Source organism: Acinetobacter lwoffii (genome assembly GCF_049367455.1).
GTDB classification, from domain to species: Bacteria; Pseudomonadota; Gammaproteobacteria; order Pseudomonadales; family Moraxellaceae; genus Acinetobacter; species Acinetobacter lwoffii_W.
In genome coordinates this window covers 2,390,389-2,404,243 of sequence record NZ_JBMPXW010000001.1, presented here as the reverse complement: position 1 = coordinate 2,404,243, position 13,855 = coordinate 2,390,389, and the positions used below count along the sequence as shown (strand labels likewise).

Genomic DNA, 13,855 nt, shown 5'->3' with positions numbered 1-13,855 from the left:
AGTCAAAAAATCAATGTAGATTCACAAGATAAATTGACCAGTATTTTAACCTGCTGTTTTTATCATCTTTGCACTCACAATTGAAAATATTCAAGATTAAGCCTTTTTTTAATTCTGGATATTCTCTCAAAAACAGCCGATAAGTATTTGAAATACAGATGTAAAAGAAACAATACTATAACTTTACACTAGTTCTATCTGCGAACCTTTGATTTATACTAGCCGGATAACATCACCGGCTTTAAATCAGTTTAGCGACTTTATGAACTTAAAGAAAAATAAAAGACAGCTTGTCTGGGGGTTAAATCTGCTTGCATCGATGATGTATGGCAGCTTTGCTCATGCGCAGAGCATCAGCTTTCAGGACGCTGAACGTCAGTTGTTGCAAAACTCTTATAGCAGCCAAGCCTATCAAAGTCTGGAGCAGGCTTCAAAACTTGAAGCTGAAGCAGTAAAAGGCGTAGGTCTGCCGCGTGTCGATCTGAATGTTCGTGCGTATGCCTTTCATAATGAACTCGATCTGCCTTTAGGTGCATTAAAAAATAATTTAGAGCAATCCTTAACGGATGGTGTCAATAATAGAATTGATGAACTGAACTTAGGTGATCTGGCTGACCCGCTAAAAAATAGTTTAAGACAACCTATTCAAAATGGAGTTGGCTTAATTCCTGATAGTTCGCATGTCGTGCTGGATGATCAGGTGATTCGCCCGACGGTTTCAGTCATGATGCCGCTTTATACCGGTGGACTGACAAGCAGCGCTAAAGAAATCGCCAATATTCAGGTCGGTCGTAGTCAGCTCAGCAACAAACAGCAGCAAGATACGCAGCGTTTTGAACTGATTCAAAGTTATTTTAATGTACAGCTTCAAAAGCAACTGCATGCAGCAGCACTATTTAACCTGAATGCCATGCAACAACATTATCGCAATGCCTTAAAGATGGAACAGCAAGGTTTTATCAGTAAAGGCCAGCGCATGCAATTTGAAGTGGCACGTAATAATGCCGAACGCAGCCAGCAAAACACGCAAGCCAATTTGAATGCTGCGCTGTTCCAGCTGAATAATCTGCTTCAAGAAAGTAGCATCACTGAGCTTTCAACGCCTTTATTTGTCAATAAAACCGAGCCACAGGCCTTAAATCATCTGCTGAAAACCTTTAGTCAGAACTCTGCGCTGATTCAAAAAATGCAGCTGGATACCCAATTGGCTCAAGCCAATGTCAAAGCCCAGCAAGCGGCAAAAAAACCGAATGTTTTTGCTTTTGGCGAATATAGTCTGGATCAAAATGAAAACTGGATTGTCGGAGTTGCCGCACGCTATAACCTGTTTTCTGGCATCGATAAAAACAAAAATATTCAGGCTGCCGAACTCAAACGCTCTGCCACAGAATTGCTCACTGCACGCACCCAGCAGGAAATTGAAAATCTGATTTATAAATCTTATAGCGAAGCACTCAGTGCACAGCAAAGTGATGCGCTTCTGGCACAAAACTTGAAAGCCGCACAGGAAAATTTACGCATCCAAGAATTGTCTTTTAAAGAAGATATGGGCACCGCCACACAGGTCATCGATGCACAAAACATGCTGAGCGGACTACGAGCTGAAACTGCCTTGAATGCCTACAAATATGTGATGTCACTGGCCACCCTATTACAAAGCCATGGTTCGATTGCAGAATTTCCGAACTACATCCAACATACCAACACTCACTCTATTCGCTAATGGAGCCGAACATGAACGAAGATCAAAAACCCAATGATCCTGTGAATGAAGCGGCTTTATCCAGCGATACAGAAAAATCGCCTGCGCAACAGGTAGAAACAAAAACTGAAATAGAAAATAACGCGACGACTTCGACCGAGCAACAACAAGCTCCTGAAATCGCTAAAAAGAAAAAATATTTATTGCTGGCCCTGATTCCAGTTCTGCTGGCAGTCATCGCTTTTGGATTGTGGAAAAGCTACCAACCGGCTCCGCTTGAATTGCAGGGTCGTGTAGAAGCTGAAACAGTTCAGGTGGCGACCAAAGTGCCAAGCCGTATTGAAGAAATTTATGTAGAAGAAGGTCAGCGGGTCAAAAAAGGCGATGTGCTGGTGCGCTTAAACAGCCCGGAAATTCAGGCCAAAAAACAGCAAGCCGCAGCGGCTTTACAATCTGCGCTGGCCTTACAATCGACTGCTGAACGTGGCTCGCAAGAAGAAAATATCGCCAGCCTGTATGCCAACTGGCAATCGCTGAAAGCACAGCAAAATTTAGCCAAAGTTTCTTATGAGCGTGGTGCAAATTTATTTAAGGAAGGTGTGATTTCACGCCAGCGCCGTGATGAATTGTATGCAGCCAGTCAATCAGCGGCACAAATGACAGAAGCAGCGTATCAGCAATACGCACGTGCCAAACGTGGCAGCACCTCGCAGCAAAAGAGTTCTGCCGATGCACAGGTAGATATTGCCCAGGCTGCGCTAGATGAAGCCAATGCATTAGAGGCAGAAACCCAATTAGTAGCACCTGTAAACGGAACGGTGTCTAAAACCTATGGCAAAGTCTCGGAGCTGGTAGCCACCGCAGTCCCTGTGGTCAGCCTGATTGAAGATCAAATGTGGGTGAGCCTGAATATTCGTGAAGACCAATATGCCCCATTTCAGAAAATGAGCAGTATTGAAGGTTATATTCCCGCCCTAGATAAAACCGCCACTTTTCAAATTAGACAGATCAGTGCTGAAGGTGAATTTGCCACCATTAAGACCACACGTCAAACCGGCGGTTATGATGTGCGCAGTTTTAAGCTGCATCTTGTGCCCACACCAGTGATTCCTGAACTCAAAGTCGGGATGAGCGTGTTATTTAAACTGAAAGAGACCCGATAATGTGGACGGGTATATGGCGCGAACTGCGCTATCTGCTCCGCGAAAAATGGGATCTGTGTCTGGTCACGCTGGCACCTGCACTGGTGATTATTTTATTCAGCAGCATGTTTGCTCAAGGGAAACCGGATCATTTACCGATTGCGATTATTGATCAAGACCAGAGTGCGCTGAGTCAAAGCATTTATCAGCATGTGGCGCTGAATCATACTCTTAAAATTGCTACGGTGTCGGAACAAACAGCTGAAATTGAGCGCCTGTTAAATCAAAATAAAATTTGGGGTTATATCCATATTCCCAGCGGTGCCGAGCAACGTCTGGTTCGTGCCCAGGATGCTGACATCAGTATTGCCTTTAACCAGAGTTATTTCAGTATCGGAAATACCATCTCCTCTGCCATGCTGGTCAGTACCCTACAAGCACTGGCTGAATTTGGCGGACAGCAATATCTGGGCAACCGGTTGCCTTCTCTCGAAGCACCATCACCGCATATCAAAATATCGCCGCTGTATAATCCGCAGCTGAATTATGAATTCTATCTGGAACCCTATATCATTCCGGCAATTCTGCATTTACTGCTGTGTTGTTGTGTGGCATTTTCCGTCGGTCAGGAACTGAAGCGGCAGACCTTAACAAGCTGGGTCAGCAACTCGTCCATCTGGATGGCATTACTGTCTAAGAACCTGGTCTATGTGGCTATTTTTAGTGTATGGACCTGGGTCTGGATGTTCTGGCTAATTGAAATTCGCGGCTGGTTTGTTGCCGGCTCGCTCGCTCTGATTCTATCGGCACAATTTCTGCTATATAGCGCCTATGCATTTTTAAGCAGTGTAGTGGTTCTTGCGACCAAAGATTTAAGCAAATCTTTTGGCATTATTGCGGTCTATGGCGGTTCATCTTTGAGCTTTGCCGGTGTGACCCTCCCTTTAAATAATGCGCCCCTATTCACCCAGTTTTGGTCCAATATTATTCCGTTTACGCCCTATGCCAAATTACAAACTGAACAATGGGTGATTGGTAGTCCATTGCATATTTCACTGCAAGCTGGATTAATGCTGCTGATCTATGCCCTAGTCTACGCTCTGCTGGCTTATCTGTTTCTTAAAAAAATAGCTAAAGGAGCAGTCCAATGAAATCCCTCTGGTTTTACTATCTGCAAAGCTTCAAGGATATTGTCAGTCACGGCACGATCTTTACCACGCTTATTCTATCCGTCTTATTTTACAGCTTTTTTTATCCAACCGCTTATCAGGCACAGCAGGCTGAAGCCTTACCCATTATTATTGTCGATGAAGAACAAAGTAACTTAAGCACCCGTATTATTGGTCAGGTGGCACAAAGCCCCAATGTGGAAATTGAGGCGATTACCGGCAATTTTGCCGAAGCCAAACAATGGGTTGAATCTCAAAAAGCCGATGGTATCTTGTTACTACCGGACAATTTATCGCAAAGCTTAAGGCATGGTGAAACAGGCGGAATTGGACTGTATTTAAGCACTGCCAACTTTTTAGTGACCAAACAAATTGGTCTGGGCTTAGCCACATCAGTTGAGCAAACTTTGGCAGACTATACTGAACGCTTTAGCAAGGTCTCGGATTTTTCACCTGCTCTTTCTGTGCATCAAATTCCTTTATTTAATCCGCTGTCCGGCTATGGCAGCTATGTCTTTCCTGCGGTTGCACCTTTAATTATCCACCAAACCATTCTTTTGGGTTTGAGTATGCTGATTTTGGTATATCGGGAAAGAAAAATAGAATTAAACACAAATGCATTGATTGGGATGTGTTTAGCGGTCTTCACCATTGGTTGTCTGGGATGTTTCTATTTATTCGGCTTTAGCTTCTGGCTATTTGATTATCCACGTGGTGGCAACCTGCTCGGGATGCTGCTGGCTGTTGCGGTTTTTATCTACACGATAATTGGCATGACCTGCCTATTTGCCAGTTTTCTGGATCTGCCGGAACGTGCGGGGCATGTCATTGTATTCACTTCTATTCCACTGTTCTTTTTATCTGGTGCGGCCTGGCCGCATGCTGCCATGCCCACCTGGATGCAAGTCGTTGGCGAAATCCTGCCCTCTACCCAAATTGTGCAGATGTTTATTCAACTCAATCAGATGGGTGTACCTACCGCACTAGTCTTGCCTAAATTGCTTTATCTTGGAATGATCGGCAGCATGTGCTTTTTCTTGGCTTATCGACGTTTAATTTCTGGTCATCAAAGCAGATAGAACATTATAGCAATGCGCCTATTCCACTTATTTACTTGATTCGCCAAAGACCTGAATATTGAAATTACGAATCTTGTTGCTACCATTCGGCTTATCAAAACTCACATCATACTGAACCAGATTCTCCGGATAGGCAATTTCATAACTGACCTTATATTGTCCAGGCTGATTGGTTGCTTCTTCAATCTCTTTGGTCATTAAAGTCTTAGACTTGTATTCACCTTGAGGAATTGAACGTGAAAAGCGTTTCATCAGCTTTTCATTATCCTTAAACTGGGTTTGCAACTGCGGTTCTAACTGATCCAGAAATTCCTCATATTTCCCGTCACGCAAATCCTCATAAGCCAGCTGTGCCGCCTTTTCCTGTTCAGGACTCGGATTCGGAATATTGTCCATTGAATTACAGCCAGTCAATGCAACCGCTGCTGCCAACAACATTAATTTGGTTTTCATCGCTTACCCTTATGCAGTCAAGGTTTATAAAAAAGGACGCCGAAGCGCCCTTTTTATCAGTAAAAAACTTATTCTTCTACTGAATTTTCACCATCTTTTGCAACTTGCTCAGTTTCAGCTGCTACATCTGTTTCTGCTACTAAAGATTCTGCACCTTCAATCGCTTCAACAAACTCGTCTTCTTCAACAGCTTCAATTGAAACCACGCCGACCAGCAATTCGTCATTACCTAGGCGGATCAGACGAACACCCTGTGCGTTACGACCGGTTTGCGCCACTTCAGATGCACGGGTACGAACCAGTGTACCGCCATCAGAGATTAGCATCAGTTCTTTAGAAGCATCGATGGCAACAGCGCCCACCAATTGACCGTTACGTTCAGAGGTCTTGATCGCAATCACGCCCTTACCGCCACGTTTCTTGGTCGGGAAATCATCTACTGGAGTACGCTTACCATAACCATTTTCAGATGCACACAGTACTTCGCCAGTTTCAGGTACAACAACCAGTGATACGATTCGGCTAATCAATGCTGAATCTGAACCATCTTCGTCATCAGACTCGATCTCAGTTTCATCATTTTCTTCTAGCTGTGCAGCTGCACCAATAGTCACGCGCATACCACGTACACCTTTGGCAGAACGGCCCATTGAACGTACATCAGTCTCTGCGAAGCGAATGGCTTTACCTTCGTTCGAGAACAACATGATTTGCTGTTCGCCATCAGTAATCGCTACACCAATCAAGGTATCATCGCCATTCAGCTCAATCGCACGTAAACCGTTTGAACGAACATTTGAGAACTGTTCAAGCTCAACACGTTTAATCGTACCGTATTCAGTCGCCATAAACACATAGAAGTTTTTACGTACCGCTTCAGCCTGCTGAGCAAAGTCATTGATAATGTCATCATCAAGGTCTGTTGCAGAAAGCTCCAAGCCCAACTGTTTCAATTGAATACGCAATGCATCAGAAATATCATCCGCACCATCTTCAGATTCAGTCAGGGCAGCTTCAAGCTCGGCAAAATGAGCATTGATCACTTCATTGGCTTGCAACTGCGCTGCATTGGCTTTTACAAATGCCTTGAAGTCAGCCAGACGTTCTTTAAATTTCTTCGGCGCGTCAATGACAGGCAAGATCGCAGTAATGGTCTCGTTTTCATCCAGTGGCAGCAAGTTCACCATTGGGCGACCTTTGGCACCACGTGAGGCTTGCGGCACTTCATAGACTTTCAGACGATAGACCTTACCAACGTTGGTAAAGCAAAGTACCGTCGCATGACTTGACGTTACAATCAGATGTTGAATGTAATCATCTTCTTTCATGCTGGTCGCAGACTTACCACGGCCACCACGACGCTGTGCAGCGTAGTCAGACAATGGTTGAGTTTTCGCATAACCTGATTTCGATACCGTCAGCACCATTTGCTCTTCAGGAATCAGATCTTCACGAGAGAAATCGATACGTGACTCGACAATCGACGTTTTACGTGCATCGCCATACTGCTGAAGAATTAATGCAAGCTCTTCACGAATGACATTCATCAACAGATTAAAGTCATTCAAAATTGCAGTCAGTTCAGCAATTTGTGACAGGATTTCACTATATTCAGCATGTAACTTGTCTTGTTCCAGACCAGTTAAACGATGCAAGCGAAGTTCCATAATTGCATTCACCTGGGTTGGTGACAAACGATAAATCTCGCCATCCAAACCAAACGGGCGACTTGGGTCTTCACCTTCAATCTCATCCGGACGAACAGAAACTGAACCGGCTTTTTCTAGCAATGCCAAAACACCGCCACCTGCCCATTCACCTGCCTGCAAACGCTCCCGCGCTTCAGCCGGATTCGCAGAACTCTTAATGGTTTCGATGATGGCATCAATATTCGCCAGGGCAACGGTTAAACCTTCCAAGATATGCCCACGTTCACGCGCTTTGCGTAATTCGAACATGGTACGACGCGTGACCACTTCCTGACGGTGACGGATAAATGCCGCAATGATGTCTTTCAGGTTCATCAATTTTGGTTGGCCATTGTCCAGACAAACCATGTTGATGCTGAAAGAGTTTTCAAGTTGCGTGTTCTGGAACAGGTTGTTCACGATCACTTCAGCGTTTTCACCACGCTTCAAGTCAATCGCGATACGCATACCGTCTTTGTCAGACTCGTCACGAAGCTCTGAAATACCTTCCAGTTTTTTCTCTTTGACCAGTTCAGCAATACGCTCAATGGTTTTTGCTTTATTGACCTGATATGGAATTTCAGTAAATACGATGGTGGTACGGCCATTCTTCGGATCTTCTTCGAAATGGTACTTACCACGGATATGCAAACGGCCCTTACCGGTACGGTAAGCATCGACGATGCCTGATTTACCGTAAATGATACCGCCTGTCGGGAAATCCGGACCAGAAATATGTTCCATCAACCCTTCGATACTGATCTGAGGATCATTGGCATAGGCCAGACACGCATTCACCACTTCAGTCATGTTATGCGGCGCCATATTGGTCGCCATACCGACTGCAATACCGGTCACACCGTTAATCAACAAGTTCGGAACACGGGTTGGCATGACCTGAGGAATACGCTCAGAGCCGTCGTAGTTATCTTCCCACTCGACGGTATCTTTTTCAAGATCCGCTAACAGTTCGTGGGTCAGTTTACGCATACGCACTTCGGTATAACGCATGGCTGCTGCGCTATCGCCATCGACCGAACCGAAGTTACCTTGACCATCAACCAATTGGTAACGCAAGCTGAAATCTTGCGCCATACGTACAATCGTTTCATATACGGCAAAATCACCATGCGGGTGATATTTACCGATCACGTCACCGACTACACGTGCAGACTTTTTATAAGCTTTGTTATAGTCATTGCCTAATTCGTGCATTGCGAAAAGCACACGACGATGAACAGGTTTTAAACCATCTCGTACATCGGGCAATGCACGTGACACAATCACGCTCATCGCATAATCGAGATATGAGCTTTTAAGTTCATCCTCAATGGCAATCGGTCTAATTTCCGATACGCTCATGCATACTCCTTATTCTACAAGCCAGATCTATCTGGCTTGCATTTATATGTCGTAAATCCAGCTATAAATCGGCTCAAAAAAAGCTGAACCAATATTAAAATTTAGTCGTACAGTATAGCATAATCCCGGCCAAATTTATCTGTTTCAGCCCTAAGTATCCATAGGATTTTTAGTAGAAATTTTAAACACTTCACAAAATTTAGGTGTTAAAAAAACCTCTACAAGCAGAGGTTCATTTTTTAGGTGTTTGAATAGCCAGCTTAAATGCTGATTTTTGAGTCTACGTCAGACAAATCATCTTCTGCACGTTGCTGTTCAGCCCGTTTGGCTTTCTTACAATCCCATTGCATTAACGGATAAGCCACCATAAACAACCCCATAATCAGTGGAAATTCATACAGCTCCTCCATCAGATCTTTATAAACAAGTTCTGTAAAGATCATATGAATAAAAAACCGATTATGCTCAATTGCATCTGAAATAACCAAACCGGTAACTGCCAGTATTAAAGCCCAAAATGAAAATTTTGCATGCTTGAATTTATTCGCAATCTCATGACGCAAAGGCGCTAAAAACAGCATGAAAACGACAGGAGCAATGACTAGGATCGAAATACCACGGAAATAAATTTTCGGAACTTCCGGGAAATAGTCACGCCCCCAGCTGGTACTTCTGCCGAACAGTAAAATCCACCATGCAACTGACCAGAGCCAGAACTGTTTTTGCCCTTGGCTTAATTCAAATGGACGGATATAAAAAAAACTAAGCACTGCAAAACCAAGCAACATCAATGCTTGGATTGACTCAACTGCTGTGACAGTCATACCATCTAACAAAGGAGGGGATAAACTTGGGAGAAAAGGGAAAATCAGACAGCAGATCATCATTACCAAAATACTGACTGATAACTGAAAATCAAATTTCACGGGCACTCCGCCAAAATGGCAAGCTTAATAAAAGTGTAATATTAACACGAAATATACAATAGCTAAAATTACCAATCAAAAAATAGACAGGTTGTAATTAATATTACTTATTCAAATGTTAAGACATAAAAAATGCTCCTGAGCAAAGCAGGAAAGCATTGCTTTCACTGCTTGCGCAAGAGCGTATTTCTAAACTGTATTCAGGAATTAGATTTTAGAAACCAATTCAGGAATAACAGTGTTCAAGTCACCAACTAACCAGTAGTCAGCCACTGCATTGATTGGCGCTTCTTCATCTTTGTTGATCGCAACGATCACTTTAGATTCTTTCATACCGGCCAAATGCTGAATTGCACCAGAAATACCGACAGCGATGTACAGGTCAGGTGCAACAATTTTACCGGTTTGACCAACCTGCATATCGTTAGGAACGAAGCCAGCATCTACTGCAGCACGTGATGCACCTTGTGCAGCACCAAGCTTGTCCGCCAATGGATCAAGGATCGCGTGATAGTTCTCACCTGAACCCACACCACGACCACCAGACACCACAATGCGAGCAGCTGTTAATTCAGGACGCTCAGACTTCACGATTTCTTCGTTGATAAACTTGGAAATGCCTGCATCGCCAGCAACAGTCGCAGCTTCTACAGAGGCAGAACCGCCTTCAGCAGCAACAGCATCAAATGCTGTACCACGAACAGTTGCTAGTACGACATTTTCGCCCGACTCTACAGTTGCAATCGCGTTGCCTGCATAGATCGGACGCTTGAATGTTTTAGGACCATCGACTGCGATGATGTCGGTAATCATGCTCACATCAAGAAGCGCAGCTGCACGTGGTAAAATGTTTTTACCAGTTGTTGTAGAAGCAGCAAGGATATGTGTATAGCCTTTACCTAATTCAGCAACAAGTTTAGCCACGTTTTCAGCCAATTGGTTTGCATAAGCAGCGTCATCAGCAAGTAATACTTTGCTTACGCCCGCAACTTTAGCCGCCTGGTCAGCAACTGCCTGAGCGCCAGAACCAGCAACCAATACAGTGATATCACCACCGATTTTTTGCGCCGCAGCAACAACGTTTAAAGTAGCAGCGTTTAATGCTTTGTTGTCGTGCTCAGCGATAACTAAAATACTCATGATTTTTATCCTTCTGTATTAGATCACTTTCGCTTCGTTTTTCAATTTTTCTACAAGCTCGTCTACAGACTTCACTTGTACGCCAGCTTTACGCTCTGCAGGTGATTCAACTTTCACTGTCTTCAGTTTAGTTGCAGGGTTTACACCAAAATCTGCAGGTGACTTGGTATCAAGCGGTTTTTTACGCGCTTTCATGATGTTTGGAAGTGCCGCATAACGAGGCTCGTTCAAACGCAAGTCAGTGGTAATGATTGCTGGAAGTGTCAGTTCAACAGTTTGTAAACCACCGTCTACTTCACGTGTTACTTGTACTTTATCGCCATCTACTTTCACTTCAGAAGCGAATGTACCTTGACCTGCACCCATTAGAGCGCCAAGCATCTGACCGACCTGATTCGAGTCATCATCAATTGCTTGCTTACCCAGAAGGATCAATTGTGGTTGTTCAGCGTCAACAACGCCTTTCAGAATTTTAGCGATTTCCAGCGCACCCAGTTGGCTGTCATCAGCTTCAACCAGGATACCGCGGTCAGCACCAAGCGCCATTGCAGAACGGATCTGTTCTTGGGCTTCTTTAAGACCAATAGAAACAACAATGATTTCTGAAACAGTTCCTTTTTCTTTTAAACGAACCGCTTCTTCCACTGCGATTTCACAGAATGGATTAATTGACATTTTAACGTTAGTTAAGTCAACACCACTGTTGTCCGGTTTAACACGAACTTTAACGTTGGCATCAACCACACGTTTTACAGCAACAAGAGCCTTCATGTAATCCTCGGCTGTTTTAGCAAATGTAAATGTTGAGAAAAGTTAGTGTAACTCTTCACTTAAATTTTTTTAGGTGCCCTATCTTGCAATGTGTACGGCATTTCGGTCAAGTCACAATTCAACAAAGAGCTGTAAAAATGCGTAATTTTCCCTGAACGATGCGTTCACAATTAATTGTTATCGTTTTATTACAATGAAATCTATCAATATTTACTTAAAATTTAAGCATTGATTTATATTATTTTTTTATCTGATTAATCACATCAGAAGTTTTGATTGATCACATTTAATTTAAATTGATTTAAAGCAGCTTGCAGCAAAACAGCCGGAATATACGTATGTCAGCTTTTGTCATTTTGGACAGAGCTTTTTTTGAGAGCGAATTAAACCTAATATAAAGACAAATTGACCAAATAATAAACCAGCGCATTGAATTCTACGCCGACAAAGTGAATATTTAATTTCAAATCTTCACAATTATAAAAAAAGCATACTGCGAACAGTATGCTTCTTTGCAATCCGATTAATTAATGATTAACCAGCTTGCGGCAAGTGCCAGTAAACCACCAGAAGTTCCATCTACCCATTTTTGTTTACGTTCATCCATTTGGGTTTTTTGGCTGATTTTGCTGAACAAAATACTTAAGCTACAATACACTACAAAAATCAGACTGATAAAAATAAAGGACAGGATCAAACCTTGGCTGACAGTATTGGCTGATTTATCAATAAACTGCGGCAAAATCGCAAAATAAATCAACATGCCTTTCGGATTTAACAGCGCAGTAAAAAAACCTTTTTTAATCGGATTGGCTGAGGTCTTTTTCTCAATGTTCAGCGCGTTTTTACTGAATACCGATTTAAGTAAACTAAATGCCAAATACAGCAGATAAGCAATCCCGAGCCAGCGAATCGTTTCAAACAGCACCGGAAAAGAGACAATAATAGCCGCAATCCCTAGTGCCACAAGGATCGAATGCACCAGATAACCGCAACACACCCCTAAGGTTGCCATCATGCCTGCTTTTGCATCTTTACCCATCACTTGAGACAGGATAAATAACATATCGGGTCCAGGCGTAAAAATCAGGGGAAGCACGGTCAGTGCAAAGAGTACAAATACAGACATTTCCTTTTCCTTTCAAAATCCAGAAAGTGAAATAAGTATCTGCGATTTTTTACAAAATTGGCTTTCAATTTATTTTATAATAAGTATTATTTTTCGAATATTATTCTAATTTATGAAAATATCCACCAAGTCTGTGCGGGTAAAACTTGATCGAATTGATAAAAATATCATTCGACATTTACAAGCCAATGGCCGTATTCAGAATAATGATCTGGCACGTGAAATCGGACTTTCACCTTCGTCCTGTTTACGCCGGGTAAAATTACTGGAAGATGCAGGCGTCATTCAGAATTACACGACTATTGTCGACCAACAAAAAATTGGTTTTCAGCTGATTTTATTTTCGCGCATCTGGCTGGTCGGTCAGGATGCCGAAACCATTGATACCTTTATTGAGGCGATGAAAGAATTGCCGCAAGTGATGGAGTGCTACATTATTTTGGGAGAGAGCGATGCCATGTTGAAAGTTGTGGTGCCTGATCTGGAAAGTTACCGGAAATTCCAGTCGACCCATTTGACCAAAAAAAATGGTATTACCAGTGTCAAAACAGATTTACCGAGTCAGATTATTAAACAGAGTTTCCAGCTGCCTTTAGAAGATTTATAGGCAAACTGATTTTAGACAACGACGCTATGTTCTTAATTTAAGATTTGCATAATCGTATGCTTGCTTAAACCATAACATGTGCTGTAAGCGCATAGATTGAAAGTTCTACTATAAGAAAAGGTTGCCTATAGAAGACAACCTTTTCCTCTTGAGCAAAGCCAAATCACAGGACTGAATCTTATTTTTATGTTATGTGGATGCTTCAGAATTTACTCAGTTTCTTGTGCTAAAAAATCACGATGTACATGGCTTAAATCTACCAGCTCATAGCCTGCCAATTCAAAAATTTGCCAAATTGCAATCGCATCTTCTTTTAAATCGACTGCCTGGGTCGCACGATTCGACAATTGCCATTGCAAATCAGAAATCCATAAATAGTATTGCCTAGTCGCCGCATTAAAGGCCTGAACTTTTCCATCGGCATTAATCCCTTGAATGATGGCGCCTTCAGGTAAGGTCGCTTCAAGATTGGGTAAGCTAATGTCCACAAAATGCTTGATTTGTCGCAAACCATAACCTGCAAACATTTCTTTTTGAGCTTCACTTAACTGTGCATATTTTTGCTCTATATCTGCAATTACCAGTGTGTCCATGTCACCTCCCATCGGTCAAATGCTGAGACTCTACTCAGCAATATTTCATTTTAAATATTAAATACTAGTTATTGTTATACCTGAAATGGCGCAT

12 protein-coding genes are annotated in these 13,855 nt (G+C 42.7%); 5 read left to right on the top strand and 7 right to left on the bottom strand.

The window, feature by feature from the left end:
• Positions 1 to 262 precede the first annotated feature (262 nt).
• From ACO1B7_RS11510 to ACO1B7_RS11495, 4 genes are read left to right on the top strand one after another with little or no spacing between them, the layout of a single operon-like run.
• Entirely contained in the window at positions 263 to 1,723 is a 1,461-nt protein-coding gene (locus tag ACO1B7_RS11510; protein WP_005093777.1) for a TolC family protein, read from the top strand.
• 11 nt (positions 1,724 to 1,734) lie between these two features.
• A complete protein-coding gene (locus ACO1B7_RS11505) occupies positions 1,735 to 2,865 on the top strand; it encodes an HlyD family secretion protein (RefSeq protein ID WP_337971650.1) in 1,131 nt (376 codons plus the stop codon).
• Positions 2,865 to 3,995 (top strand): ABC transporter permease, encoded by a 1,131-nt coding sequence (locus tag ACO1B7_RS11500; RefSeq protein WP_337971649.1) that lies wholly within the window; start codon positions 2,865 to 2,867, stop codon positions 3,993 to 3,995. Before ACO1B7_RS11505 ends, ACO1B7_RS11500 begins: the two co-directional genes overlap by 1 nt.
• On the top strand, positions 3,992 to 5,092 hold the full coding sequence (locus ACO1B7_RS11495; protein ID WP_423090217.1) for an ABC transporter permease: 1,101 nt from the start codon (positions 3,992 to 3,994) through the stop codon (positions 5,090 to 5,092). The genes ACO1B7_RS11500 and ACO1B7_RS11495 overlap by 4 nt, the downstream gene beginning before the upstream one ends.
• 27 nt (positions 5,093 to 5,119) lie before the next feature.
• On the opposite strand, the gene ACO1B7_RS11490 is transcribed toward ACO1B7_RS11495, so the two are convergent.
• The 6 genes from ACO1B7_RS11490 to ACO1B7_RS11465 all read right to left on the bottom strand — a co-directional run bounded on the left by ACO1B7_RS11490 (position 5,120) and on the right by ACO1B7_RS11465 (position 12,561).
• Positions 5,120 to 5,545: a hypothetical protein gene (locus ACO1B7_RS11490; protein ID WP_004280487.1), complete on the bottom strand. Its 426-nt coding sequence runs from the start codon at positions 5,543 to 5,545 to the stop codon at positions 5,120 to 5,122.
• Between the two features lie 68 nt (positions 5,546 to 5,613).
• Positions 5,614 to 8,595, bottom strand: a complete 2,982-nt coding sequence (gyrA, locus tag ACO1B7_RS11485; protein ID WP_423090216.1) for a DNA gyrase subunit A — start codon at positions 8,593 to 8,595, stop codon at positions 5,614 to 5,616.
• 260 nt (positions 8,596 to 8,855) lie between these two features.
• Entirely contained in the window at positions 8,856 to 9,521 is a 666-nt protein-coding gene (locus ACO1B7_RS11480) for a hypothetical protein (RefSeq protein ID WP_100357848.1), read from the bottom strand.
• 207 nt (positions 9,522 to 9,728) lie between these two features.
• Positions 9,729 to 10,661: an FAD-binding protein gene (locus tag ACO1B7_RS11475; protein ID WP_129716701.1), complete on the bottom strand. Its 933-nt coding sequence runs from the start codon at positions 10,659 to 10,661 to the stop codon at positions 9,729 to 9,731.
• Between the two features lie 18 nt (positions 10,662 to 10,679).
• Positions 10,680 to 11,432 carry an electron transfer flavoprotein subunit beta/FixA family protein gene (locus ACO1B7_RS11470; protein WP_129716703.1) on the bottom strand — a complete coding sequence of 251 codons (753 nt, stop codon included), beginning with the start codon at positions 11,430 to 11,432 and terminating at the stop codon, positions 10,680 to 10,682.
• 523 nt (positions 11,433 to 11,955) lie between these two features.
• Positions 11,956 to 12,561 carry a LysE family translocator gene (locus ACO1B7_RS11465; protein ID WP_085064932.1) on the bottom strand — a complete coding sequence of 202 codons (606 nt, stop codon included), beginning with the start codon at positions 12,559 to 12,561 and terminating at the stop codon, positions 11,956 to 11,958.
• A gap of 112 nt (positions 12,562 to 12,673) precedes the next feature.
• On the opposite strand from ACO1B7_RS11465, the gene ACO1B7_RS11460 reads away from it, so the two are divergent.
• Positions 12,674 to 13,168, top strand: coding sequence for an Lrp/AsnC family transcriptional regulator (locus ACO1B7_RS11460; protein ID WP_004645712.1), 495 nt, complete (start codon positions 12,674 to 12,676; stop codon positions 13,166 to 13,168).
• Between the two features lie 209 nt (positions 13,169 to 13,377).
• On the opposite strand, the gene ACO1B7_RS11455 is transcribed toward ACO1B7_RS11460, so the two are convergent.
• Positions 13,378 to 13,761 carry a hypothetical protein gene (locus ACO1B7_RS11455; protein ID WP_005103897.1) on the bottom strand — a complete coding sequence of 128 codons (384 nt, stop codon included), beginning with the start codon at positions 13,759 to 13,761 and terminating at the stop codon, positions 13,378 to 13,380.
• Between the last annotated feature and the right edge of the window lie 94 nt (positions 13,762 to 13,855).